Annotated in this window: 27 protein-coding genes and 1 riboswitch; of the genes, 9 read left to right on the plus strand and 18 right to left on the minus strand. The window is 64.0% G+C overall.

The features are described from left to right. Positions 1–15: 15 nt before the first annotated feature. The gene (locus FJ967_RS08385) at positions 16–840 is read right to left on the minus strand and encodes a DUF2189 domain-containing protein (RefSeq protein WP_140731246.1); all 825 of its coding nucleotides are present in this window, start codon (positions 838–840) and stop codon (positions 16–18) included. A gap of 284 nt (positions 841–1,124) precedes the next feature. On the opposite strand from FJ967_RS08385, the gene FJ967_RS08390 reads away from it, so the two are divergent. After that, complete coding sequence (locus FJ967_RS08390) at positions 1,125–1,502, plus strand: VOC family protein (protein ID WP_140731247.1); 378 nt, start codon at positions 1,125–1,127, stop codon at positions 1,500–1,502. A gap of 34 nt (positions 1,503–1,536) precedes the next feature. Here FJ967_RS08390 and FJ967_RS08395 read toward each other — a convergent pair whose 3' ends face one another. Further along, entirely contained in the window at positions 1,537–1,935 is a 399-nt protein-coding gene (locus tag FJ967_RS08395; RefSeq protein ID WP_140731248.1) for a VOC family protein, read from the minus strand. A 14-nt stretch (positions 1,936–1,949) separates the two neighbouring features. Further along, positions 1,950–2,549 (minus strand): GNAT family protein, encoded by a 600-nt coding sequence (locus FJ967_RS08400; protein ID WP_140731249.1) that lies wholly within the window; start codon positions 2,547–2,549, stop codon positions 1,950–1,952. A gap of 155 nt (positions 2,550–2,704) precedes the next feature. Between FJ967_RS08400 and FJ967_RS08405 the strand changes: the two genes are divergently transcribed. Next, positions 2,705–3,229, plus strand: coding sequence for a CAP domain-containing protein (locus FJ967_RS08405; RefSeq protein WP_140731250.1), 525 nt, complete (start codon positions 2,705–2,707; stop codon positions 3,227–3,229). A gap of 10 nt (positions 3,230–3,239) precedes the next feature. Here the strand turns inward: FJ967_RS08405 and FJ967_RS08410 are convergent, their stop codons facing one another. From FJ967_RS08410 to FJ967_RS08445, 8 genes are all read right to left on the minus strand, one after another. Next, the gene (locus tag FJ967_RS08410; protein ID WP_140731251.1) at positions 3,240–4,223 is read right to left on the minus strand and encodes a 2OG-Fe(II) oxygenase family protein; all 984 of its coding nucleotides are present in this window, start codon (positions 4,221–4,223) and stop codon (positions 3,240–3,242) included. 119 nt (positions 4,224–4,342) lie between these two features. Continuing rightward, positions 4,343–5,875 carry a DHA2 family efflux MFS transporter permease subunit gene (locus FJ967_RS08415; RefSeq protein ID WP_140731252.1) on the minus strand — a complete coding sequence of 511 codons (1,533 nt, stop codon included), beginning with the start codon at positions 5,873–5,875 and terminating at the stop codon, positions 4,343–4,345. 415 nt (positions 5,876–6,290) lie between these two features. Beyond that, on the minus strand, positions 6,291–7,469 hold the full coding sequence (locus FJ967_RS08420; RefSeq protein ID WP_140731253.1) for an HlyD family secretion protein: 1,179 nt from the start codon (positions 7,467–7,469) through the stop codon (positions 6,291–6,293). Then, positions 7,466–7,945 carry a MarR family transcriptional regulator gene (locus FJ967_RS08425; protein WP_140731254.1) on the minus strand — a complete coding sequence of 160 codons (480 nt, stop codon included), beginning with the start codon at positions 7,943–7,945 and terminating at the stop codon, positions 7,466–7,468. The genes FJ967_RS08420 and FJ967_RS08425 overlap by 4 nt, the downstream gene beginning before the upstream one ends. A gap of 162 nt (positions 7,946–8,107) precedes the next feature. Further along, entirely contained in the window at positions 8,108–9,157 is a 1,050-nt protein-coding gene (locus FJ967_RS08430) for an iron ABC transporter permease (protein WP_181175709.1), read from the minus strand. Beyond that, positions 9,157–10,104, minus strand: a complete 948-nt coding sequence (locus tag FJ967_RS08435) for an ABC transporter substrate-binding protein (RefSeq protein WP_140731255.1) — start codon at positions 10,102–10,104, stop codon at positions 9,157–9,159. The genes FJ967_RS08430 and FJ967_RS08435 overlap by 1 nt, the downstream gene beginning before the upstream one ends. Before the next feature lie 63 nt (positions 10,105–10,167). After that, the gene (locus FJ967_RS08440) at positions 10,168–10,956 is read right to left on the minus strand and encodes an ABC transporter ATP-binding protein (RefSeq protein WP_140731256.1); all 789 of its coding nucleotides are present in this window, start codon (positions 10,954–10,956) and stop codon (positions 10,168–10,170) included. After that, positions 10,953–11,336 (minus strand): DUF1636 family protein, encoded by a 384-nt coding sequence (locus tag FJ967_RS08445; protein WP_140731257.1) that lies wholly within the window; start codon positions 11,334–11,336, stop codon positions 10,953–10,955. Before FJ967_RS08445 ends, FJ967_RS08440 begins: the two co-directional genes overlap by 4 nt. 123 nt (positions 11,337–11,459) lie before the next feature. Further along, a riboswitch (cobalamin riboswitch) is annotated at positions 11,460–11,667 on the minus strand. 221 nt (positions 11,668–11,888) lie between these two features. Between FJ967_RS08445 and FJ967_RS08450 the strand changes: the two genes are divergently transcribed. Beyond that, on the plus strand, positions 11,889–12,722 hold the full coding sequence (locus FJ967_RS08450) for an AraC family transcriptional regulator (protein WP_140731258.1): 834 nt from the start codon (positions 11,889–11,891) through the stop codon (positions 12,720–12,722). 59 nt (positions 12,723–12,781) lie between these two features. On the opposite strand, the gene FJ967_RS08455 is transcribed toward FJ967_RS08450, so the two are convergent. From FJ967_RS08455 to FJ967_RS08475, 5 genes are all read right to left on the minus strand, one after another. Beyond that, positions 12,782–13,096 carry an antibiotic biosynthesis monooxygenase family protein gene (locus FJ967_RS08455; RefSeq protein ID WP_140731259.1) on the minus strand — a complete coding sequence of 105 codons (315 nt, stop codon included), beginning with the start codon at positions 13,094–13,096 and terminating at the stop codon, positions 12,782–12,784. Positions 13,097–13,337: 241 nt separating this feature from the next. Continuing rightward, positions 13,338–14,288 carry a helix-turn-helix domain-containing GNAT family N-acetyltransferase gene (locus FJ967_RS08460; protein ID WP_140731260.1) on the minus strand — a complete coding sequence of 317 codons (951 nt, stop codon included), beginning with the start codon at positions 14,286–14,288 and terminating at the stop codon, positions 13,338–13,340. A 72-nt stretch (positions 14,289–14,360) separates the two neighbouring features. Continuing rightward, the gene (locus FJ967_RS08465) at positions 14,361–15,506 is read right to left on the minus strand and encodes a DSD1 family PLP-dependent enzyme (protein ID WP_140731261.1); all 1,146 of its coding nucleotides are present in this window, start codon (positions 15,504–15,506) and stop codon (positions 14,361–14,363) included. Then, entirely contained in the window at positions 15,503–16,783 is a 1,281-nt protein-coding gene (locus tag FJ967_RS08470; protein WP_140731262.1) for a D-arabinono-1,4-lactone oxidase, read from the minus strand. The genes FJ967_RS08465 and FJ967_RS08470 overlap by 4 nt, the downstream gene beginning before the upstream one ends. 13 nt (positions 16,784–16,796) lie before the next feature. After that, a complete protein-coding gene (locus FJ967_RS08475) occupies positions 16,797–17,984 on the minus strand; it encodes an MFS transporter (protein ID WP_140731263.1) in 1,188 nt (395 codons plus the stop codon). Between the two features lie 124 nt (positions 17,985–18,108). Here FJ967_RS08475 and FJ967_RS08480 point away from each other — a divergent pair, with 124 nt between their 5' ends. Then, positions 18,109–18,735 carry a TetR/AcrR family transcriptional regulator gene (locus FJ967_RS08480; protein ID WP_140731264.1) on the plus strand — a complete coding sequence of 209 codons (627 nt, stop codon included), beginning with the start codon at positions 18,109–18,111 and terminating at the stop codon, positions 18,733–18,735. A 12-nt stretch (positions 18,736–18,747) separates the two neighbouring features. Here FJ967_RS08480 and FJ967_RS08485 read toward each other — a convergent pair whose 3' ends face one another. Next, positions 18,748–19,605: a hypothetical protein gene (locus FJ967_RS08485; RefSeq protein WP_140731265.1), complete on the minus strand. Its 858-nt coding sequence runs from the start codon at positions 19,603–19,605 to the stop codon at positions 18,748–18,750. Positions 19,606–19,691: 86 nt separating this feature from the next. Between FJ967_RS08485 and FJ967_RS08490 the strand changes: the two genes are divergently transcribed. The 3 genes from FJ967_RS08490 (at position 19,692) to groL (ending at position 22,665) form a co-directional block, all read left to right on the plus strand. Continuing rightward, entirely contained in the window at positions 19,692–20,489 is a 798-nt protein-coding gene (locus FJ967_RS08490; protein WP_140731266.1) for a class I SAM-dependent methyltransferase, read from the plus strand. A 164-nt stretch (positions 20,490–20,653) separates the two neighbouring features. Next, entirely contained in the window at positions 20,654–20,950 is a 297-nt protein-coding gene (gene groES, locus FJ967_RS08495) for a co-chaperone GroES (RefSeq protein WP_010915433.1), read from the plus strand. 62 nt (positions 20,951–21,012) lie between these two features. After that, entirely contained in the window at positions 21,013–22,665 is a 1,653-nt protein-coding gene (gene groL, locus FJ967_RS08500) for a chaperonin GroEL (protein WP_140731267.1), read from the plus strand. 93 nt (positions 22,666–22,758) lie between these two features. Here groL and FJ967_RS08505 read toward each other — a convergent pair whose 3' ends face one another. After that, positions 22,759–23,367 carry a TetR/AcrR family transcriptional regulator gene (locus FJ967_RS08505; RefSeq protein ID WP_140731268.1) on the minus strand — a complete coding sequence of 203 codons (609 nt, stop codon included), beginning with the start codon at positions 23,365–23,367 and terminating at the stop codon, positions 22,759–22,761. Positions 23,368–23,466: 99 nt separating this feature from the next. Here FJ967_RS08505 and FJ967_RS08510 point away from each other — a divergent pair, with 99 nt between their 5' ends. Together FJ967_RS08510 and FJ967_RS08515 are read left to right on the plus strand one after the other, a co-directional pair. Beyond that, a complete protein-coding gene (locus tag FJ967_RS08510; protein WP_246675222.1) occupies positions 23,467–24,480 on the plus strand; it encodes an NAD(P)-dependent alcohol dehydrogenase in 1,014 nt (337 codons plus the stop codon). 29 nt (positions 24,481–24,509) lie between these two features. Continuing rightward, positions 24,510–24,944 carry an OsmC family protein gene (locus FJ967_RS08515; RefSeq protein ID WP_140731269.1) on the plus strand — a complete coding sequence of 145 codons (435 nt, stop codon included), beginning with the start codon at positions 24,510–24,512 and terminating at the stop codon, positions 24,942–24,944. Positions 24,945–24,955 lie beyond the last annotated feature (11 nt).

Consider the following 24,955-nt stretch of genomic DNA (forward strand, 5'->3'; position numbering starts at 1 on the left):
CGGCCGGACGATTGCTCACATCGGCCGACGGACCGGCCGAATCTGCGCCGGCTCGACCACCTTGCGGTAGAGATGCCAGGTCGCATGGCCCAGGACCGGCATGACGACAGCCAGGCCGGCAAACAGCGGAATCGAGCCGATGACCAGAAGGGCCGCGACGATCAGGCCCCAGATCGCCATCTGCAGCGGATTTGCCATCACCGCCCGGGCCGAGGTCTCTATCGCCGAAACGGCGCCGATATCGCGATCGAGCAAGAGCGGGAAGGCAACGACCGTGGTCGCCAGCACGACCACGGCGAAGACGAAGCCGACCGCGTTGCCCAGAAGGATCAGCGTCCAGCCCTTTCCGGTCGTCAGCACGTCGCGCAGGAATACCCCGACCGAGGCCGGCGGATCGGCGCCGAAAAGGCTGGTGTAGATCGACTGCGCCGTAAATAGCCACAGCAGGAACAATGCAAACAGCATGATGCCGATGACCGCTATCGAGGGCAGCGCCGATGAATGGCGAACATCGAGGGCATGACGCCAGTCGGTGTTCATGCCGAGCTCGCGCCGTCGGCTGATCTCGTAGAGCCCTATCGCGGCGAACGGGCCGACCAGCGCGAAGCCCGACATCAGGGGGTAGACAAGCTGGATGGCGTTGGAGCCGGACGTCCACTGCGTCAGGATCAGGCCGACGACCGGATAGATCAGGCACAGGAACACATAGTGCGAGGGCTTGGCCCAGAAATCCTCGGCGCCGAGCTTCAGCGCATCCCAGAGGTCTCCAGTGGAAATGCGGCGCACCGCGGGTTGCACATGCATCCCGTACGCGTCCGCCATGACATGAAAGCCGGCCATAACCATCCTCCCGTGTGTCGGGGGCGGTCACCGCCGTGATGGCCGCCCGCAGCTGCCACTAGTAGATGTATCAGCATAGCCGATTTGCCAGGGGTTGTCGCCCAATCGATGGGCTTGGATACGCCTTCACGGGATTGTCATCGCCGGTGAGGCAGGCGGTGCTACCCTGCATCGTCAGGATTCGGAGCGGTCATCGGGCCGTCCCGACTGGAACGCCACCTCAAAGGCGACAAATTTCGGATCTTGAGAAGATCGGACAAGAAGCATTGAGGCGGAGTGCAGGAATGAGCCCTTCCGGATCCTTGGTCGCGATCCTGCCGTGCAATGACCTTGATGCGTCAGAGCGGTTCTACAATCGACTGGGCTTCTTACGCCCGGACAGCCAAAGACCTGCTCCGGGAGAACCCGACACCTATCGCATGTTGACGAGCGCGGAAGGCGGGGCCCTACATCTGACGGACGCGGTCGAGGGATGGTTGATACCGGGCAGAAACCCTTTCGGGCTTTATCTCTACCTCGAGAATGTCGACGCCGCGGCGCGCGAATTTCAGCAGTCACCCGAAGACAAACCCTGGGGGATGTACGAATTCGCGATGTCTGATCCAGATGAAACGCTGGTCCGTGTCGGTTGGCCAACCCGTCTTCGCGCCGGCGCTCGATAATCGAAACCGCTCACGACCTTTGTAAGAGCCTGCCCTATTGCGGGGCGTTCAAGACCGCCTCGATATGATGGCCGTCCGGGTCGACGACGAAGGCGGCATAATAGTGCGGACCATAATGCGCGCGCAGGCCCGGCGCGCCATTGTCCTTGCCGCCATGAGCCAGCGCGGCCGCATGAAACCGCGCTATGCTGGGGCGATCCGGGGCCGCGAAAGCCAGATGAAAGCCGGGACCCGGCGGGCGCTGTCCCTTGGGATGAAGCTTTATCGCCAGCTTGTCACCGCCTCCGGCGGGACCATAGCCCACGGCTTGGCCTGCCTCTCCGGGCCGGAGATCTTCCCAGACCCTGACATAACCAAGCGGCGCCAATGCGGCGTCGTAGAAAGCGGCCGAGCGTTCGATGTTCGAAACACCGAAGGAGATATGGTGCAACATGCCTGGCAGGCCTCCTACATGGTTTTCGTCGCATCCCGAAGCGGCAGTTGCCGCGATGAGACCGCGTGGTCGCCGGCCAACCGGCCGAACATGCGAAAATCGTGGAACGCATCCTTGAACCAGGCCTTCTGGCGCAGCGTCCCTTCGTAGCGGAAACCCGCTTTCTCCAGGACGCGGTCCGAGCCGGGATTGCCCGGCAAAGTCCAGGCTTCGATGCGGTTGAGCCCGAAATACCGATGGCCGCAAATGACGACGGCCAAGGCCGCTTCGGTCATCAGGCCCCTGCCCCAGAAATCCGGATGCAGTTCATAGCCAATTTCGCCGCTTTTCGATTTCTTGACAAACCAGTTGAAGCGGATGGCGCCGACCAGGCGCCGGGACTCGCGCTCCTCGATCATCCAGGCGCAACCCTTGCCGGACGGATAGGCCTTGCACATCCATCGCATGGCGCGCTCGGCGGCCGCCTTGCCTGGCCTGTCCGGCCAGTTCGAGAACCGGGTCACTTCCGGCACCGAGAGAATGTCCCGGAACGCCGCCGCGTCCGCCAATGTCGCAGCACGCAACGACAGGCGCCCGGTAGCAAGTGTCGGGAAAGGACGAACTGTCTTTGGCATTGCGGACTCACGGGCAAGGATCAACCGATTGTGCCGAGCGAGCGAGAACAATTCAACCGCGCGGGAGACAGCCCGGGAGACGGCGCCGGCCGGATTTTCGCACGATTTGATCAGCCTGCCCGTCAAAAGCCACGATTGCCAACAATCAGGCATGTATGACCACAGCCAATACATCGACCGACAGCCGTTGCCGCGAACCCAGCCCGGTCACGAACAGGCGCCTGCTCGTTGCGGGCCTTGCCGCACTTGCCATGCTTGCCGCCTGCAGCACCGTCTCCGTCCCCACCGGCGCGGGCGCGGGTGTATCGTCCTCCGCCACGGCCACGTTGGCCGGTTTGCGTGCCACGGCCGGGCGCGGCCCGCTGACACCCGACAGCCAGCTCGAGCAGGCAGCGCTGCAGCAGGCCGGCTACATGGCTTCGCGCGAGCGCATGAGCCACACCACCGGCTGGGGCAAGGATTTCGCCTCGCGCATGAAGGACAATGGCGTACGAGGCGCGGCAGCCGAAAACATCGCCGAAGGCCGCTTCGACCAGCAGAAGCTGTTCGACATCTGGATGAATTCACAGGGCCACCGGCGCAACATACTCGACCCGGACTTCAGCCGCTTCGGCCTCGCCTATGTGCGCGACGGCCGTGACCCGAACCTGCGCTATTGGGCCCTGGTTCTCGGGAAATAGGCGCTGCGGCCTATTTCGTCGTCGCCTTGAATTTCGCCATCAGGTAGGGACCGGAGCGCACCGGGCCATATTTCGGCGCCTCGCCATCCGCCAGGCAGGCATCCAGCACCTTGATCTCGGCATCCCAGTTCGGCTGGTGGAAGAAAGCCATGGACTGGCGCCGGTCCCGACCACCCTCCGGCGCCGGTGGATTGACGACACGATGCACGGTGGACACCCAGCGGTCATTGGTCCAGCGCGCCATCAGGTCGCCGATGTTGATGATGAAGGCTCCCGGGATCGGCGGCACTTCGGTCCAGTCTCCGTCCGGCGTGATGATCTGAAGGCCGCGCGAGCCGGCCTGCGGCAGCAGGATGGTGAGGCTGCCATAGTCGGTATGGGCGCCGGCGCGGATCTGGCCGGGCTTCGGCGCAACAAGCTGTTCGGGGTAGTTGAGCGCCCTGAGCGCACTGATCGGCGCATCGAGATAGCTGTCGAAAAAGGTCTCGGGCAGGCCGAGCGCGGTGGCGAACACACGCATGATGCGCAGCGCCAGATCCTCCAGCGCGGCATAATAAGCCTTCCATGCGTCGACGAAACCGTCCGGCGCTTCAGGCCAGATCGTCTCGGCATAACAGAAGGCAAGTGCCTCGGGATCGGACATGCCCGCCGGCACGCCGAGCGGCCCGCCATTGAAGCTCTCCTTGAGGTCCGGCGGCGTGTCGACATTGCGGGATTTGGCCAGCGCTTCGAGTTCGGGGCCGAGATAGCCGTAGGGATAGCCCTTGTAGGGCGCCCTGGATCGTTGCTTCTGTTTTGGCGGCAAGTCGAAGAAGGCGCGGGCCTTCGACCAGGCGGCGTCGATCACCTCCGGCGCAATGCCGTGGTTCTTGACCGCCAGGAAGCCGGTGTCGCGGCAGATGCGATCGACCTCGGCGCCGAGTGCCTTCTTGTCGGCGGCGCTCGCTTGCTCAAATTGCCCGAGGTCGAAGACCGGAAATGTCGGATTTTGCATCGTGGCTGCATCCGTGCGTCGATTTGGCGAACGATGCAGCCTTGCCTGGAGCCCGGCTAGGACCAACAGCCATGGCGGTGTGGTCCATGCCGAGCGCGAGCCAGTGCCCGCCTGCCAGCCTAGTCCATATGCGCGGCGGGAGCACCGCCCGCCGACGCCGATTTCGGCTTGCGCAGCAGGATCACGAAGGGGATCGCGGCCAGCGTCATCATCATCAGGATCTTGAAGTCGTTGATGTAGGAAATCATCATCGACTGGACGTTGACCAGCCTGTCGACTTGCGAAAGCGCGGCGGGATCGCCGCTTGCCGCGGCCGGCGAGGCAGCCCACAAATTGGGGTTGTACGGGTTGATGAAGGCGGACAGCTCGGTGTGGTTGACCTGCGTGTTGCGCACCATGAGGGCTGCGACCACCGAGACGCCGATCGAGGAGCCGAGATTGCGCACCAGGCTGAACAGCGAGGTGGCGTCGGTGCGATAGCGCGCGTCGAGGGTGGCGAAGGCCACTGTCGACAGCGGCACGAACACCATGCCCATGCCGAGGCCCTGGATGATACCAGAGGAAAGGATCAGCCAATTGTCCATCTGCGGGGTGAAGCTCGCCATGGTGTAGAGCGACTGCGCCGTCAGCAGGAAGCCGAAGGCGACCAGGATACGCGCGTCGATCCTGTGCATGATGCGGCCAACCACCAGCATCGAGATCATCGTGCCGATGCCGCGCGGTCCAAGCACCACGCCGATGGTGACCGTCGGGTAGCCGAATATGTTGGCCAGCATCGGCGGCAGGAGCGACATCGAAGCCAGGATCAGCACGCCCATGATGAAGATGAAGCCCAGCCCTGTCACGAAATTGCGGTCGAGGAATATCTTGGGATCGATGAAGGGATGTTCCGCCGTCACCGTATGGATGACGAACACCCAGAAGCCGGTGAGCGAGAGAGCAAGCTCGATCCAGATCTCGGCCGAGTTGAACCAGTCGACCTCACCGCCGCGATCGAGGAGAAGCTGCAGCGCGCCGACGCCGAGCGAGATCATGGCGAAGCCGAAGAAGTCGAAGCTGCGCAAGCGCTTGGCGACGACGGGCAGATACGCTGCCATGCCGAGGAAGGCGAGAATGCCGACCGGCAGGTTGATGAAGAACACCCAGCGCCAGTTGAAATTCTCGGTCAGCCAGCCGCCGAGAGTCGGCCCCAGGATCGGCCCCAGCATGATGCCGGCACCCCAGATCGCCATCGCCTGGCCATGGCGCTCCTTGGGATTGATGTCGAGCAGGAAGGTCTGCGACAGCGGCACGATCGCGGCGCCGAACACGCCTTGCAGCAGGCGGAAGAGCACCATCGTCTCTAGGCTCCAGGCTATGCCGCACAGCATCGAGCAGATGGTAAAGCCAACGACCGAGGCGAGGAACAGTTGCTTGCGGCCGAGCCGGTCGGCAAGCCAGCCGGTGACCGGGGTCATGATGGCGGCGGCCACGATGTAGGAGGTCAGCACCCAGTTGATGTTGTCGGGAGAAGCGCCGAGATCGCCGGTCATGGTCGGCAGCGCGACATTGGCGATCGTGGTGTCGAGCGCCTGCATGACCGTCGCCAGCATCAGCGCGACCGTGATCAGACCGCGATGCGGCACTTCCTTGAATGGTTCGGGCGTGCTCATGAGGCTGAACTTCCAGCAGGTAACAAAAACGTGTACACTAGAGCACGACGCCAAAAAGCGTGACGTGGTTCGCGGACGACATCATGCTCTACCTCTTTGATTTAGAGGCGGATTCAGATTTCAGGTCGAATCGACCCGAAATCATCCGGCTCTAGGTTTCCGGGCGGCAAGCCTTCCGTTGAGAGACACTCATCGCGGTGGGACGCGATTATCGATGTGGGGGTTACATCGACCGAACGTCTCGATTGAGCGGAGCGCTGCCGCCCGGAAACATGAGGACCGACGGGTCCGTGTCGAAGGTTTCAGATTTCAGCCCGGCCCTGGCGCGGCTCGAAACCAAAATACCGATCCTTCTCACTCCTCCCCTCAGACCAATCTCGCTATCGGCGTCCGCCCATCCGGGCTTCGGCCAACTCTACTGCACGACCTCGCCAGCCTTGGCGTGACCGAATATTGCCGGGAAACCGCGCGCAACGCCGGTGTCGACGGTGACGGTGGCGCTCATGCCGGTGCGCAAAGCCATCGTGGCATCGGGGTCGGTCAGTTGGAGGCGCACCGGAATGCGCTGCGTGACCTTGACCCAGTTGCCGGTGGCGTTCTGTGCGGGAAGCAGCGAGAACTCCGCGCCTGTCCCGGCACCGATAGCCTTGACGGTCGCCTCGAAGGTCCTGCCAGGATAGGTATCGACCACGATCTCGGCCTTCTGGCCCGGCTTCATGTTGGTGAGCTGGGTTTCCTTGAAATTGGCGTCGATCCAGGTGTCACCGGTCTCGACCAGCGCAAACAGCGGCGTGCCGGCGCCGACATACTGGCCGACCTTGAAGGACGAGGCCTGCGAGACGATGCCATCGGCGGGCGCCTTGACCGTGGTCTGCGCCAGATCGTAGGCGGCCTTGTCGCGCGCGGCGAGCGCCGACATTACCGTGGGATGCTTGTCGGTTTCGATGTCGGGGTTGCCGCCGAGCGCGGCCTTGGCGCTGATGATACCCTGCTCGGCAACGGCAAGCTGCTGCTTTGCCTTGTCGAGGTCGTTCCTGGCCTGATCGAGCGATGACTTGGCGTTGATGCCCTTCTGGGCAAGATCGGCGGCGCGGCCATATTGCGACTGCGCATAGTCGACCTCGCTGGAATCGGACTTCTGCTGGGCCAGCGCCTGGCTGTAGGCGGCGCGCAGCTGCTCGACATTGAGGCGCGCGGCGGCGACCGCCGCATCGGCCTGGGCGAGCGCGATCCGATAGGGCTCGGGGTCTATGGCGAACAAGAGATCGCCCTGCTTTACGATCTGGTTGTCCGCTATGGCGACCTGAACGATGCGGCCGGCCGTATCGGAGGCGATGGACACCTTGGCCTGCTGCAAATTGGCATTTTCCGTTTCCTGGTAGCGTCCGCCCGTCACCCAGACATAACCGCCGCCGATGACCAGCGCCGCCGGCAGGGCCAACATCAGGAACAAGCGGCCAATGCGGCGCTTCTTCTTCGGCGCCGCGACCGGCTGCACGGGAGGAGCGACCGCGACGGGGGCGGCAGCCGGCTGGGCCGGCGCCTCCATCTCCACCTTGGCGGCGTTTTCTTCTACCTTGGCTACGGCGTTCATGCTGCTGCGCCTTCCGCACTCTTGATCTTTTCAAGCGACGAGGCCTCGCCGTCGGTCAGATTCTGCACGATGACATCCAGCACCTGGATCAGGACGCGTCGGTCTTCCGGCGAAACGCCGCTCAGCGATTCCTCATAGACCTCGCCGGCAAGGCTCTTGACGTCCGCATAGGCCGCGTTCGCTTTCTCGGTCGGGAAGATCATGCGCACACGCCGGTCAGCCGCGTCGGAACGGCGTTCGATCCAGCCGCCCTCCTCCATCCGGTCGACCAGGCGCGAGACGCTGATCGGCTCGATTTCAAGGAGTTCGGCGAGCCGCGCCTGCGCGACGCCAGCCTCCTTGGCGACGCGGACCAGAAGCCGCCATTGCGCCGAGGACAGCCCAAGCCCGCTCGCGCGCGCCTCAAAGCGCTTGCGCATCAGGCGCTGCACGTCGTGGATCAAAAATCCCAATCTGTCGATGCCATCTGAAACCATGAGCGATACATATAATAAGCGTGCTTACTATTCAAGGTGCCACAGCGCTGCCAAAGCCGGCAAAATGCGTATGCCTGCCATGCACCGTGATCCTGGTTAGCGGGTGGTGAATGCCTCGGCCACCCGAAACAGCGCCCCCGGAAGGGTACTGAAGACACCGCTTCAAAGGCGGTTTCGAACGACCATGGTGACGACGAAGAACGCGCCGAGCGAGCTGGTGATGATGCCGATCGGCAGTTCCTGCGGCGGCAAAAGGGTCCGGGCCAGAAGATCGCTCGCCAGAAGCAGCACCGCCCCGAACAGCGCGCAGCTCGCAATCAGGCGCAGATGCAAGGGACCGGCCAGCGGCCGCGACAGATGCGGGATCATCAACCCGACAAAACCGATGACGCCGGCGACCGAGACGAGGATCGCCGTCGAGAAGGCGGCGACGAGAAATGTCGCCCTGCGCATGCGCGCCACCGGCACGCCAAGGCTCTCGGCAGCACTCTCGCCGGCGAGGAAGGCGTCCAGCCTGCGGTGGTTCCACAGCCCGTAGGCCGCGATCGCGCCGGCGCCGACCGCGCCCAGCCATACATTGTCCCAGCGCGCCAGCCCGAGCCCGCCCATCGTCCAGAACAGTACCGAATGGGCAGCGCGCTGGTCGCCGGCGAAGACCAGATAGTTGGTCAAGGCGGTGAACATGAAGGAGACGGCAAGGCCGGCGAGGATCAGCCGTTCGGGACCTTGCCCCCTGACCCGCGCGACCAGCAGCAGCACGATGCATGCGGCCAGTATGCCCCCGGTGAAGGCCGCGACCGGCAAGGTCCAGATGCCGAAACTGTCGCCGAAGATGGTGATGACGGAAACAGCGCCGGCAGCGGCTCCCGAAGACAGGCCGAACAGGAAGGGATCGGCAAGGTCGTTGCGGGTCACCGTCTGCAGCAAGGCGCCGACAACGCCCAGCCCGCCGCCGACGCAGATCGCCAGGATCGTACGCGGCAGCCGCAGATCGACGACGATCTTGCCGACCGGGCCCGATATCTGCGGCTCATCCAACCCGATGGCACGACCGATCGCCGCGACGACATCGCCCAGAGGTATCAGCGTCGAGCCATATGCGATCGACAGCAGCGCGAAAGCGACGAGCGCCACCGCGCCGGCTGTCATGGCCAGCGTAAAGGCCCTGTGCCCTGAAAGCGCGCCGGATTTGTGCTCCCGGGCAAGATGCATCAGAACGCTTCCGGATGCATCGCCCTGGCGATCTTGTCGATTGCTTCGATGTTCGCTGGCCCTGGCGTCAGTTCGGCATAACGAAGGGCGACGAAGCGCTCGTTCTTGACCGCGTCGGTCTCTTTCATCGCCGGGTGCGCCTTCAGGAACTCGAGCAGCTTCTTGTAGCCGCCGCCGTCCTGATAATCGAGCAGGATGAGGAATTGCGGATTGCGCGCCGCCACCGTCTCCCAGTCCGTGTTGCCCCAGCTTGTTTCCATGTCGGCCATGATGTTGTCGCCGCCGGCCGCCGATATCATGGCGCTGGGAATGGCGAATTTTCCCGCGGTGAACGGCTTGTCCTCGCCGGAATCGTAGAGGAAGACCCGCGTCCCCTTGCGATCACCGACCTTGGCGGTGATATCGGCGAGCTGCGCTTTCCAGCCGGAGACGAGCTTGTCCGCCTCGGCCTCCTTGCCGAAGATCTTGCCCAGCTTTTCGATGTCGCCATAAAGCAGGTCCATGGAGGCGGCAGGGCGGCTCTTGTCGAGATGGACGCAGCTTTCGGTCAGCACCAGCGTTTTGATACCGTGCGGGGCAAGCGTGTCGGGGGTCACCTCGCCGCCGGGCTTCATGCCGTAGTACCAGCCGGCGAAGAAGAAATCGGGCTCGACCGCGACGAGATTCTCCAGCGTCGGATATTTCGGCGCCAGTTCGGGGATGGAGCCCTGCTCGGCCTTGAATTCGGGGCCGACCTTGTACCACCCGGTGATGCCGGTGAGGCCGACGATCGAGGGCTGCAGCTTCAGCGCGAAGGCCATCTCGGCCATGTTGAGATCATGGATGACCGCGCGCTTGGGCGGCGCATCGAAGGTCAAGGGCTTGCCGCAGCTGTCGACGGTGACGGGGAAGGCAAAGGCTGTCGAGGCCAGCAGCGAGAGGACGAGCGACAAGGCGAGACGTTTCACGGATTTTGCTCCTTGGTTGAACAATGCTGATGAAGGACGGGGGCGGATGAAGACGGGTTTCGGTCAGGATGGCGGCGCGGCGCGATTGGGAACATCGAACACCGTCAGCTCGCGATCCTCCGTCGGATGGCGCAGGCGAAAGACATCGACCCCGAAAATGTCGCGGATCAGTTGCTGCGTCAGCGCTTCGTGCGGCGGCGCCAGCGCGTGCAGCCGGGCCTCGTTCATCACCGCCACCCTTGTGGCGAAGGGTGCCACCAGCGCCAGATCGTGCAGCACGGCGATCACGGTCATGCCGAAGCCGGCCACCAGTTCGAGCAGCTGGGCGCGGGCGCGCGGGTCGAGGTGGTTGGTCGGCTCGTCGAGGAACAGTATCTTTGGCTCCTGCGCGATGGCGCGCGCAAGCTGGGCACGCTGGCGTTCACCACCCGACAGCGAGCCGACGGTGCGGCCGAGCAATGGCAACAGGCCGGTCCGGCGCAGCGCCTCCACGACAATGTCGCGTTCCTCGCCCCGGCGCCTCAGGCCGGCATGCGGCACGCGGCCAAGCTCGACATAGTCGATCACCGCCAGACGCGGATCCGGCTGGTCGGTCTGGCCAACGACGGCGATGTGAAGGGCCCGCTCCGCCGGTGAAATCCTGTCCAGACGCCGCCCGCCAAGCCTCACCGCGCCGGAGCTTGGCCTGAGCATGCCGGACAGCATGCGCAGCAGCGTGGTCTTGCCGGCGCCGTTGGGGCCGATGATGGCGAGGCGGTCGCCCGATACCACCGACAGGCTGACCGTATCGACCAGCTTCCGGCCATTCGCCGTCGCACTCAGCTCATGCGCGTCAAGAAGCGGCGACGTCATGGATTGCCATCCGCCGGCTTGGCCGATGCCGGGATGCGGGCCAGCGTCTTGCCGGCCAGCCGCGGCGGACGCTGTCCGGAATTGCACCAGCCGTCGGCAAGCGAAGCGTAGAGCCTGGCAAACCGCACGAGATCGCCAGCGTCGGCCTCGGCGTCGATCGACCCGAAGAGATAGGCGGCCTTGCCTGGCGCCTGGAAAGCCACCGTCAACGGACGCGCGCATCCGGCCATGCAGGCGACGCCCTCGACCGTGAACCCATGCGCCAGCTCAGGCTCATGATGGGCCGAGAGGCGGGAGCGCAGCTCACTGCATAGGCTTTCGCCCGACCTGACGCCGGTCGGCACGTCGCGGCAAAGGGTGCACACGATGATCTGATGCATCGGTATGGGATGAATACGATCGCTTGCGCCGTCCAACTTCCGTCACTTTCAAAACTGGCGACGGAAGGATGTTGGTCGACCGGCCGACAGACCGATGTCCACGTTTCCTCCCGGCACACCCCGTCCGGTCAACTCTGTGATGGCAGGTCTCCTGGCTCACGGGTCTCTGCGCAATCCTGCCTTCCCAGCCTTGCCGGCCAGTGGCGTTCCGGATCTTGCTCGCCGCTTACAGTTGCGGGGGCAGCCGCGGCCTCGACCCAAACCGGGTCTCACCGCGTTCCCTTTTCACCCCTCGCCTTTCGGCTTGGGGACCATCACGAGTCGCAGCCTAGGCCGCCTGCGGCGCCAAGGCAAGACGATCATTTGGTTTTGTTATAACAGAACAGAATTGCGGTCAATCGCTGCCTCGCGTGACCGTCATCAACGGCATTTTCCGGATATTCGCGCCAACGATCGACGGCAGGCCGTTCGCCATTTTGCGCCATGCGCAATTTCGATCAAACTGGCAGGGCCACGAGGCGCCAGAGTGAAGGCGCCAAATGCGAGGAACACATGAACCCGACCGAGAAAGCGCTATGGTTTGTCGAAAGCCATCTGCCGGACGCCGTTACACTCGACGACGTTGCCCAAAGTAGCGGCGTGTCGCGCTTTCATGTGACGCGCGCCTTCGGCGCCGCCACCGGTCGCTCCGTCATGGGTTACATGCGTTCGCGCCGGCTGACCGAGGCGGCGCGCAAGCTGGCCGGCGGAGCGACCGACATCCTGGGCGTCGCGCTCGACGCCGGCTACAACTCGCATGAGGCTTTCACCCGAGCCTTCCGCGACCAGTTCGGCACCACGCCGGAATTGGTGCGCGCGCAAGGTTCGACCAAGTCCCTCGACCTCGTGGAGCCTATCCTGATGGACAGTTCACTTCTCACCACACTCGAGCCGCCTCGCTTCGAAACCAGCCGGCCCTTCCTCATCGCCGGGCTCGGCGAGCGCTACAGCTGCGAGTCCAGCGCCGCCATTCCGATGCAATGGCAGCGCTTCGCTCCCCATATCGGCAACATACAAGGCGAGATTTCCGGTGTTTTCTACGGCGTCTGCCTCAATGGCGACGATTCCGGCAATTTCGACTATGTCGTCGGCGTCGAAGTGCGCGACTTCGCCGACCTGCCCAAGGAATTCCAGCGGGTGCGGGTGCCGGCGCAGAAATACGCCGTGTTCACGCATCGCGAGCACATCTCGACCATCCGGCGCACGATCAACACGATCTGGAACAGCTGGCTGCCCGACTCCGGCCACGAAATCGCCGACGCGCCGGAATTCGAGCGCTATGGGCCCGAGTTCGATGCCCGCACCGGCGATGGCGGGCTGGAAATCTGGATCCCGGTCAAACCGTAGAGGCTGGAGCCGAATGGACCGCGCCCCGGAATGGACCGGGGCGCGGTCTACCGCGTCGGCTACTCTATGGTGAGCGCGACCTCATAGAGGCCGGGATGGGCCTGGCCCAAGCCCTTGTTGCGATCGAGTAAACCGCTCGTGCGCAGATGTTCGAAGACGCGCCGCATGGCCGCCTGGTCCCGCGCCTGCGCGTAATTGGCGACGCGTGTGCCGTCGAGGCTCCTGTGCAGGCTGGCGGACATCCAGCCGGGAATGCCGCGACAACTCATTGCCGCTTCCCGCAGCAAGTCGATCAAGGCCTGCTGTCCGCCCTCGGGCACGGTGAAGACATTGATCTGGGTGACGACGCCGGTATCGGCGCGAATGATGGGCATTTTCTCTTCTCCTTCGTTGGCGCCTGGCACGCGAAGGAACGCCGACCGGCGGGACCCCGAACGCCAAGCCCGGCGTCAAAGCACGCCGTGGGCTTGCCGTGGGTTCCCATTCCAGATGGGAACGGAGCTTCCATCCGATGGAAGGGAGCGGGCTTACCGTTTGCCGCTCCAAGGTCCTTTTCGACCCGTCTTCAATATCATCGGCGCAATTTGCCAACAACCGGGATTGCCGGAGAGGCCGCTAGAGGTCGAGATCCCAGTTCTGGCCAACCAGATCCTTGCCGAAGGAATGGTGAGGCTCTTCTTCGGTCAGCCTGAAACCGGCCGCCTGGTAGATGTGCCGGGCAGCGGTCAAAATGTCGTTGGTCCACAAGGTCAGGGTCTTGTATCCCCTGGCACGGGCAAAGCCGATGCATTCCTCGACCAGGCGCTTGCCGATGCCGAGGCCACGCGCTGAAGGTTCGACATAGAGCAGGCGCAGCTTGGCCACCTGGTCCGACTTGCGCACGACGAAGACCGAGCCGACGACCTCGCCTTCCCGCTCGGCGACCCAGCTGCGCTCCCATTTCGGATCGTAGGATTTTACGAACGCGGCGAGGATTTCGGCAACCAGCGCCTCGTAAGTTTCGTCCCAGCCATAGTCCTGCGCGTAGAGCATGCCTTGCCGGCGGGTGATCCAGCCGATGTCGCCGACCTGCAGCGGCCTCAGCAGGTAAGGGATTTTTGGCTCGGCATTCTCATCCAAAAGACGCTGTACCGTACGCATCGACTTGACCAGCCGGTCCTGCTCCGACGTGGGCAGGCGATCGAGCAGGGCCGCAACCTGGTCGTGCGAATCCTTGTTCAGCGGCGCGAAGGCATTGCGGCCGGCCGGCGTCAGCGCGATCGACGATTGCCGCGCGTCCGAAGCCAGCGTGGCCCTGGAGATGAGATGAAGACGCTCGAACTTCTTCAGCAAACGACTGACATAGCCGGCATCGAGCCCGAGATCGCGTCCGAGATCGGTCGCGGTCAGGCCGTCACGATGCGCCAGCTCGTAGAGCACGCGCGCCTCGGTCAGCGAGAACGTGCTCTTCAGCAGCCCTTCGTCGAGCAGCCCGATCTGGCGGGTGTAGAAGCGGTTGAACGCCCGCACCGCATCGATCAGATCCTTGCTGGGGACGGCCCTGTCGGGCTGATGGCGGATTGTCATTGATCATCTCCTGTCGACACAGGATCAATCATTTACTTGACTAAGTCAACCAATTTAGGACGATGGCGATATTCACATCGTCGGCAACACCGGCCAGCGATCGACGATTCTGCCCTGGGAAAGCACCGCGATCGCCCCGAACTGCTGCAGCACGGCTTCGCTCTGCGTCGGCCGCAGGAACGCATAGTCGCCCGGCCTGACGACGGTCCCGGCAGGGAGACCCATGAATTGCTGGTTCGAGGACAGGCCAAGCAGGCCGTTCGCCTTCATGCCTTCGGGGAACACGGCGTCGGCCATCCATTTGCCACCGTAGAGATAACAGCCATTGCGCGGAAAGCGGCCAAGCGCCTTGAGCAGACGGGAAACGGCGGGCGGACCCGGCAGCATCGGCTCGACCACTTTCAGGATCGGCGTCGCGATGAAGGCGGCCGGCTGGAACCCATGGAGGCCCGGCGTGTCGAAATCACCGGGCAGCACGAAGGCGGAGCCCATCGACACTTCATTGGCGGTGCCGCCATGGTGAAGCAGCGCGGTCTTGCTGCCGCCGATGTTGAGAATGTTTCCCTGCTCCGCACCGAGGCAATCCACGAAAGCGGCGGCCCGTTCCGAAGCCTGCGCGAGCGCTCTAGCCCGGCCGCCGAACAGGCCTGGAATGTGCGGCGCATGCGCTTCGTAGGCCATGATCCCTTCGCAACGCAGGCCTTTGTGGGCCGACAGCGCCTTTAGCGCCTGCGAAAGCGCCTCCGGTTCCGCGAAGCCGCCGCGATGCAGCCCGACGTCGATTTCGAAAGCGATGCGCAACCCGACACCGAGTTCGCCGGCGAGCGCGCCATATTCCGCCAGCCTCTCCCGGGTATCGATCAGCCAGCAGACGCGCGACCAGGCCGCGTCTGCCCTGGAAAGCACCGCCCTTGCCGCCCCGACCGGCATTGGCTTGCCATAGAGGAGATCGGCATCGGGAAACGCCTTCAGCACCGCCTCGCTGATCGGCGGATGGAAGGTCATGAACCGGCGGGTTCCAAGCGCCTTGCCGATATGGGCAAGCAATGGCAGGCAAGCGAGCGACTTGTCGACCAGCCGCACCACGAGCCCGGGATCGAGCCGTTCCTTCGCCAGGGCGATGTTGCCGTCCAGCCGGTCGCGGTCAAGCACCAGGCAAGGCTGGAAAAGGCCGGCTTCCCTCAACGCGACCGAAAGCATGGCGAAATAGGCGCTCATGGGTCGATGCCGAACAGGCCGGCCATATAGGGCGAGACGAAGCGGTTCTGGGGGTCGATATCGCGGCGCACCGCCATCGCGTCGTCCCAACGCGGATAGAGCTTTTTCAGATCCGCCGCCTTCAGGCTGTGCATCTTGCCCCAGTGCGGCCTGCCGCCGTATCTGCGAAAGATCGGCTCGGCCGCGCGCATGAACGGCAGCGGATCGCTCGCCGCGTCATGGTGGATGGCGATGGAACAGGTCGGCCTGTCGTAGAAGGGCGAGAGCCAGAACCGATCGGGGGCGACGCTGCGCACTTCGATCGGGAAATAGACCTCCGGAAAGCGCTTCTCGGTCAGTTCGATGATCCCGGCCAGCGCGTTCGGCCCCTCCTCGAAGGGAAGGTGATATTCCATCTCGTTGAACCTGGTCTGCCGGTCGCTGGCATAGACGTTGAGCCAGTCCTGCACATAGTCCTCGGCCGGCACCTTGGCGACGGCGCCGCGGATCAGCCGGCGGCGCAGCGAGGGCAGCCAGGCGAGCCCGGTGCGCAAACGGCGCAACGTCCTCAACCCGGCCTCGTCATCCTCGGTCGGGCGCGCTGTGGTCGCAGCATTGCTCAAATCGCTGGCGATGAACTGCGCGTAGCCGGAGAACGGAATGTAGTAGAATTCGGCCGACCGGTGCTCGGCCATCATCGTTTCGAAATCGCGCAGCATGTCGGCGATCGGCAGCACCCATTTGCGGCGCCGCAGCCGGTAGGTCGCAATGTTGTTCAGCGTCACTTCGCTCAAGATGCCGAAGGCACCCAGCGCGACGCCAATGGCATGGATCGCCTCCTGGTCCCCTTCCCGGTTGAAGTCGCGAATTTTGCCGAGCCCGTCGACGATCTGCACCGTTTCGAGCTGCGTGTGATAGGCGCCGAGCGTCGGCCCCGAGCCATGGGTGGCCGTGCCGAGCGCGCCGCCTATCGCCTGACGGTCGATGTCGCCCATATTGGGCAGACCCTGGCCGATGTCTTGCAGGATGTGCATGAGCGGACCGAGCCGTGTGCCGGCCCGCACGCGTGCCTGATGCTTTTTCGCGTCATGCGAGACCAGCCCTTCGAGCTTCTCCAATGACAGGATGGTGCCTTGCGACGCCACCAATGGCGTGAAGGAATGACCGGCGCCGACGACGCGGACAGGACCGGGCGCCGTGCGCACGAGATCGCCGAGTTCGCCGGCATCGGCGGGGCTCGCCATCAGCCGCGGCTCGGCGGTGACGAAGCCCGACCAGTTGCTCCAGCTGTTCGGCATGGTAACGCTCGGCTCACGCAACAGCGCGGCGGCGCCGCGCCACAAGCACGAACAGGCCGAGCAAGGCCACGCTGGCGGCGGCGCTCGCGGCGGCGAATTCGGGAACCGGACGAAAATCCTTGCCGTCGATGAGCAGCGACGCCGCCACCGGCCCGATCGCCAGGCCAAACAGTTGGGCCGCCGGCACCAGCAGCACGGCGGTGCGCGTCTCGTCGGCGGTGATCGCCAGCCGGATCTGGTAGGGCACGATGAACAGCAGGATAAAACCCATGACAAGGGCGGCGACCCAGAAGGTCGTAAGGCCAGGTCCGCCGGCGAGCACGAGCGAAGCGACAAGCGCGACGATGCCGATCGCCGCGATGGCAAGGCGATAGTCGATGCGCGCCTCAAACACGGTCGCCGTCATCGCGCCCAGCACCTGCACCGCGAGGCTGGCCGAGACGATCAGCCCGACGGTGCGGCCGTCGATGCCGAACTGTGCGCCAAGCGGTTCCAGAAACGCCCAGACCGCGCCGAAGAACATGAAGTAGCAGAAGACACACAACAGCGCGGTGATCGAAGGAACGGTCAGCACATTGGCGAGGTTCTCATCCTTCGGCAGGTCGGCATAGTCGGCGGGCACCGCGAAGGCGACCGCGAGCGACGCGACACAGACGACGGCTAGAACGAGGAAACCGCCAGCCGATCCAGCGGCGGGGATGACATAGAGCGCCAGCAGCAGGGCAAGCACGCATTGCGCCAGAGTCTGCATGGTGACGAAATAACCGCCGATGCGTTCGGCGCGCCGCGAGCGGGCAATCAGTTCGGTCGCAATGGCGACAAGCCCGCCTTCGGCAAGGCCGGCCAGCGCGCGTGCCGCCATCAGCGCGCTGGCGCCGGCGGCATAGGCCGTCCAGACATTGGCAAGCGCCAAGAAGAGCAGCAGGATGGCACTCTTCCAGCGCATTTTGTGGGCCGAGAGCAGCATCGCGACGATCGCCGAGCCAATCGCGATGGCGATCATCTCGGCGGTGGCGACCAGCGCCAGTTCGTCGCCGCTGACATGGCCCTCGGTGTAGAGGGCGCCGAGCAGGACCGGCTGCAGACCGAGAATCAGCAGGCCGACCGATCCGATCCACAAGGCCGAGGCAAGCTGCCCGCCGGTCGGATTACCGACCAGCCAGTCGCCATCGCTCCGAAGACCGGTGCTTGTCGAAGTCAAAGGCGCCTCCCAACGTCCTTGCCGCGCGGCGGAAAAGCTGACAATCTGTCAGTATTTCAGAAACTGATACTTGATCATGTTTTTTGTCAATCAGAATTTGGGAACTCTTGCGAAAGAGCGGTGCATGACGGACCCAACTCGAACGGCCACCGAGCCCAGGCGCAAACCCAAGCAGGAGCGCAGCCGCGAGCGTATCGACGCCATCCTGGCGACCACGATGCGACTGATCGGCGAGAAAGGCATCGACGCCGTCACGATGAAGGAGGTCGGCGCGCTGGCGGGCGGGCCGATCGCCACAGTCTACCACTACTTCCCCAACAAGTCGGCGATCCTGGCGATGCTCTATGAACGGTTTTCGGAGATCAGCCGGGCTCGCTTCGGCGCCATCATCGCCGAAATCCGCGGGCCGGGCGACGTGACCGCGGCCGCCGATCGCCTGCTCGACGATTACTACGGCCGTGTCGCGGCGGACCCGGCCATCCAGGATCTGCAGAACGCCATCCAGGCCGACAAGGCGTTGCAGCATCTCGACATCGCGGAGACGCGACATCAGTCGACGATATTTTGCGACCATGTCGGCCCGATGCTTGGGGCGGAGCAGCGCGAGGCATTCGCACGCCTGGTCTTTCTCATCTTCCAGCTTGCCGGCGGCGTCGTGCGCCTGGCGCTGACGCAGGACGAGGAGGAAGGCCGGCGCACGATCGAGGACTACCGGTCGATCATCCACACCCAGTTGCGGCTGTTTCTCTAACGACGATCCCGGTCACTTCCATCCCGCCCGACGGATGAGCCCGTCGAAGCCGTCGGCCAGGACGGAAGCGCCGGCCGCGAACATCTTCACCAGGTTCTGGGGGCGGCCGGGCGTCTTGTTGGCATCAAGCAGGATGGCCCTGCCCTCATGCATGACGAAATCGAATTTCCCGTAGTCGAAGCCGAGTTCACGCCGCCGCTCGCGCAGTTCGTCGGGCACCGGGACGGGCTCGCGCCGGATCGTCTCCGATGCCTTGACCAGGCCGTTTGGCGAGATATAGCGGGTGCAGCGCTCGCTCTCGCCGCAAAACACCCAGAACCGGACCGCAAAACCGTCGGGTTCCCGTTCCGGAATGAACTTCTCCACGACGAGATCATCGCTATCGAAGACGTCATCGGGAACGTCGCCGAGAGTTGCATGGACTTCGTAGGGCGGCAGGATCGGCAGGTGCGGAAAAGGCGGCGGCTTGCCGGCACGCCTGGATCGCCGGTTGAGGAGCGTCTCCGGAATGCCCTGATTGTTGAGATTGCTCTTGACGATGACCGGGCCTTGCCATGGGTCGTCCTTGCCCAGCACCGCGCCACTGATGCGTCGTTTCGATATATCCGCCGCCCCGACATTGAGGCAGACCGGGAAACCGCGCGCATAGGCGAGATAATCCGCCGGCGTTGTCGTGGCATCGACGTGCAGGACAGCGATGTCGGCGCTGAATGTTGTCGACAGGCCTTGTTGAATCCGGACCGAATGGCCTCGCCTTTTCAGATCCTGCAGGACATCGAAGAGCAGATAGGGGCTGCCCCTGCGCAACAGCAGGTCGCGTTTGCCCAGGAACCGATCATGCTCATGCGTAATGACGACGACACGCGCCACGTCTGTCCCCTTGGCTTACAGCCCCGCTTCTATTAAGCGGCTCTAATCAGTCGACGCCAGACTTTCCTGGGCTCCAACGGGCTTGAATGACAAATCACTGGGACAATTATCATCGACACTGGAAGCTGTTGGACGCGCCGCTACGGCCAACCGCGGAAACCGTCGGCATATTCGATCGCGAACTCGATCTCGGGAATGCCGATGTCCTCCTCCTCGGCGTGACCCCTGAACTGGCAATCCTGGGCAGGTCGATGCTGGCGATCGATCAATCGGCAACCATGATTTCAGGCGTATGGGCCGGCGACAATGTCGCGCGAAGGGCGATGGCCGGCAACTGGCTTGACCTGCCTGTTGAGAGCGCGAGTTTCGACGCCGTCATCGGTGACGGCTGTCTATCGGCAGTGGATTCCAAGGCCACGCGCGGTTTGCTGTTCAGCGAGATCGCAAGGGTGCTGAAGCCTGGCAGGCGCGCGGCGATCCGCGTTTTCGCACGGCCCGAAGCAGCGGACGGTCTGGAGGGAATCGAAGCTCTGGTCCTGGCCGGCGGGGTCGAGAATTTCCACGCGCTCAAATGGCGGATCGCGATGGCGGGCACCACGGAGGACCGCGACAGCAGCGTCAATGTCCAGGCGATCCGCGCAACCTTCGACAGGCTGTTTCCGGATCGCGAGGGCCTTGCCGCGCGCACGGGATGGAGCATGGCATCCATCAACACGATCGACGTCTATGCGGGCTCCCAAACGCGATACAGTTTCGCGACCCTGGCCATGCTGGTTGATGAAGCAAGCGGCTGGTTCGGCGAGGTTCGCGTGGTGCCAAGCGGCAGCTATCCTCTGGCGGAGCGCTGCCCGCTTCTGATGCTCGGTTCGGCCAGGCGTCGATAAGTTCATCGCATCCTGCCAAGAGATGCTCCGCGCGCCTTGACTCTGGCAGGTCGCCAGCCTATTTCAGCGCCACGTTAGCACTCGCCATTGGTGAGTGCTAACCACATGTCCGGCATCGCCGGACGGAGGAACTGTTCTCACCGTTCTCATTCGAGGAAGAAAAAATGGCAAAGTCGAAGTTCCGCCCGCTTCATGACCGCGTGGTCGTTCGCCGGGTCGAATCCGAATCCAAGACCGCCGGCGGGATCATCATCCCGGATACGGCGAAGGAAAAGCCGCAGGAAGGCGAGATCATCGCCGTCGGCTCGGGCGCCCGCGACGAAAGCGGCAAGCTCGTCCCGCTGGACGTCAAGGCTGGCGACCGCATCCTGTTCGGCAAGTGGTCCGGCACCGAAGTCAAGCTCAATGGCGAAGACCTTCTGATCATGAAGGAATCCGACATCATGGGCATCATCGGCTGATTATCGGCCTCACCGTCAACTAAATTTCGGGCTTACCCCAAGCCCCTGCCAGGAGCTAAAAAATGGCTGCCAAAGACGTAAAGTTCTCCCGTGACGCCCGCGAGCGCATGCTGCGCGGTGTCAACATCCTCGCCGACGCGGTGAAGGTGACGCTCGGCCCCAAGGGCCGCAACGTCGTCATCGACAAGTCGTTCGGCGCCCCGCGCATCACCAAGGACGGCGTCACCGTCGCCAAGGAAATCGAGCTTGAGGACAAGTTCGAGAACATGGGCGCGCAGATGGTCCGCGAAGTCGCTTCGAAGACCAACGACATCGCCGGCGACGGCACCACGACCGCGACCGTTCTCGCCCAGGCGATCGTCCAGGAAGGCAACAAGGCCGTTGCCGCCGGCATGAACCCGATGGACCTGAAGCGCGGCATCGATCTGGCCGTGAGCGAAGTTGTCGCTGCCCTCGGCAAGGCCGCCAAGAAGATCAAGACCTCCGAGGAAGTCGCCCAGGTCGGCACGATCTCGGCCAATGGCGACGAGTCGGTCGGCAAGATGATCGCCGAAGCGATGCAGAAGGTCGGCAACGAAGGCGTCATCACCGTCGAGGAGGCCAAGACCGCCGAGACCGAGCTGGAAGTCGTCGAAGGCATGCAGTTCGACCGCGGCTACCTCAGCCCCTACTTCGTCACCAACGCCGACAAGATGGTTGCCGAGCTCGAGGACGTCTACATTCTCCTGCACGAGAAGAAGCTCTCCAACCTGCAGGCCATGCTGCCGGTTCTCGAAGCCGTCGTTCAGACCTCTAAGCCGCTGCTCATCATCTCGGAAGACGTCGAAGGCGAGGCCCTGGCCACGCTGGTCGTCAACAAGCTGCGCGGTGGCCTGAAGATCGCCGCCGTCAAGGCTCCGGGCTTCGGTGATCGCCGCAAGGCCATGCTGGAAGACATCGCCATCCTCACCGGTGGCCAGGTCATTTCGGAAGACCTCGGCATCAAGCTCGAGAACGTCGGCCTCAACATGCTCGGCCGCGCCAAGAAGGTATCGATCTCCAAGGAGAACACCACCATCGTCGACGGCGCCGGCAAGAAGGCCGAGATCCAGGGCCGCGTTGCCCAGATCAAGCAGCAGATCGAGGAGACCACCTCGGACTACGACAAGGAGAAGCTGCAGGAACGTCTGGCCAAGCTGGCCGGCGGCGTTGCCGTGATCCGCGTCGGCGGTGCGACCGAGATCGAGGTCAAGGAAAAGAAGGACCGCGTTGACGACGCTCTGAACGCGACCCGCGCGGCCGTGGAAGAAGGCATCGTCGCCGGCGGTGGCGTTGCGCTCCTGCGCGCTTCGGCCAACGTCAAGGCCACCGGCATCAACTCCGACCAGGCTGCCGGCATCAACATCGTTCGTCGCGCGCTGCAGGCTCCGGCCCGCCAGATCGCTGCCAACGCTGGTGCCGAAGCTTCGATCGTTGCCGGCAAGATCCTCGACAACAAGGGCGCGACCTTCGGTTACAACGCCCAGACCGGCGACTATGGCGACATGATCGCCATGGGCATCGTCGACCCGGTCAAGGTCGTGCGCACCGCTCTCCAGGACGCAGCCTCGGTCGCCGGCCTGCTGGTCACCACCGAAGCCATGATCGCTGAAGCTCCGAAGAAGGAAGCTGCCGGCGGTATGCCTGGCGGTATGCCCGGCGGCGGCATGGGCGGCATGGGCGGCATGGATTTCTAATCCAGGCTATCCAGTTAACAGATACGGAAAGGGCGCCGAAAGGCGCCCTTTTTGTTTCGAGGTTCGAGATAGAGCTGTTCGATCAGACGCGCATTACGCAGCGCTCCCCGCCCGCTCCGCCACCGTGCCGGCAAGCACCGCCTGTTCGACAAGCGCCGCTACCTCGTCCGCCACAGCCTGGAGCGGGGCGCGGTCGCGGGTGGCGCGGGCGATCACCATCAGTCCCTCCAGCGAGGATTCGACCAGCAACGCCAGCGCCTGCGCGCGGCGCTCGGGCACCCCTGCCCGCATGAATGCCTGCCGAAGCAGGCCGATCCACTGGTCGAAGGCCGAGCGGCAGATCTCGATCAGTTCCGGCACATCGTTGGGCGCGTCGAGCACCACCGGCGCGATCGGGCAACCGAGCGAGAACTCGTTGTCCTCGAGCATGCGGGCTACGGACTGGTAGATGTGATGGACGGCGACCGCTGGATCGCGTTCCGCCGCCAAGGCCTCGCCCAGGCGCTCGGTGACGTCGGCCACGCTGGCGCGCGTCACCTCTATGACCAACTGGTCCTTGCCCCCTGGAAAATGGAAGTAGAGCGAGCCGCGGGGCGCACCGCTGGCGCTCAAAATGTCGTTCAGCGAGGTGCCGTGATAGCCGCGCCGCCGCAAGAGCAGTGCCGTCGCCTCGATCATACGGTTGCGTGTGTCTGTCGCCATGTCTGTCAGCCCCTGTCAGGAATTCGCATTATAGGGCTTGCCCAAAATATGACAATCGGTCTACATAATATGTAAATCGGTCTACATAGTATGGAGGCAATGATGCTCACCTACCGGCTTCAGGAATTTGGCGGGGTCGAAAAGCTGGCTGCGTCCGAGGAGGCGACGCCGCAACCGAAGGCAAACCAGATCCTGGTGCGCGTGCGCGCGACCTCGCTCAACCGCCGCGACACGATGATCCTCAAGGGCACCTATCCGCTGCCGCCCCGTCACGGCATTGTTCCGCTGAGCGACGGCGCCGGCGAAGTGGTAGCCATCGGCGAAGGCATAACGCGCTTCAACGTCGGCGATCGCGTCACCGGCAGCTATTTCGCGCGCTGGATCGACGGCCGACTGCATCCGGGCATCATCGATCAGCTCGGTTGCACGCTGGACGGGATGCTGTCGGACTATGCGCTGCTCGACGAGCAATGGGCGGTACGGCTGCCGGACCACCTCACCTGGCAGGAAGCCGCGACGTTCACATGCGCGGGGCTGACCGCCTGGAGCGCACTGACCGGGGCGGAGATCCTGCAACCAGGGCAATGGGTTCTGACCATCGGTTCAGGCGGCGTCGCACTGTTTGCCCTGCAATTTGCCAAGCTGCTCGGCTGTCATGTCGCCGCTGTCACCTCACGCGCCGAGAAGGCCGCCAGGCTGCGCGCGCTTGGCGCCGACCTCGTCTTCCCCACGACCGAAACCCCGGACTGGGGCACGAAGCTGCGCGAGGCGACCGGCGGCATCGATCTCGTTGTCGAAACCGGCGGCCCGGCGACGTTTGCGCAATCGCTGATTGCCAGCGCGCTTTACGGCCGCATCGTGCTGCTCACGGTGCAGGATACGAATGGCAATTCGATCGAGATCCCCGGCGCCGTCTACCAGCGCAGCCTCGCCACCATCAGCCGCGTCTTCGTCGGCAGCCGCGACGGGTTGGAGGCGATGCTGGAGGCTGTCGGCAAGCATCGTTCGAAGCCGGTCATCGACAAGGTCTTTCCGTTCAAGCAGGCGCGCGAGGCCTATCGGCATTTCATGCAGGGCGACGTCTTCGGCAAGGTCGTCATCGACGGCGCGTGAGCCGCATTCATCAACCAGAGGAGAGAGCAATGACAATTCGCGACGCATCGGCCGAATGGCACGGCACACTCAAGGAAGGATCCGGCCGGCTCAGGCTGGGCAGCGGCGTCTTCGAGGGCGCCTACTCGTTCCCGTCCCGCTTCGAAAACGGCCCGGGCACCAATCCCGAGGAGTTGATCGCGGCCGCCCATGCCGGCTGCTTCTCGATGGCGTTCAGCGCCGTATTGGGCAGCGAAGGCCATACGCCCGACGACATTCGCACCATCGCGAAGGTGCATCTCGGCGCCACCGCGGCCGGGCCGACGATCACCCGCATCGAACTGGAGATGGAGGCCGCCATCCCCGGCATAACGGCCGAGAACTTCGAACGCCTGGCGCAAAAGGCCAAGGCGACATGCCTGGTCTCGCGGGCGCTGGCCGGTGTCGCCGCGATCACGCTGACGGCGACCCTCAGAATGCGCTGAAGGAAGGAGAG

This window comes from Mesorhizobium sp. B2-3-4 (genome assembly GCF_006442315.1).
Classification (GTDB): Bacteria; Pseudomonadota; Alphaproteobacteria; order Rhizobiales; family Rhizobiaceae; genus Mesorhizobium.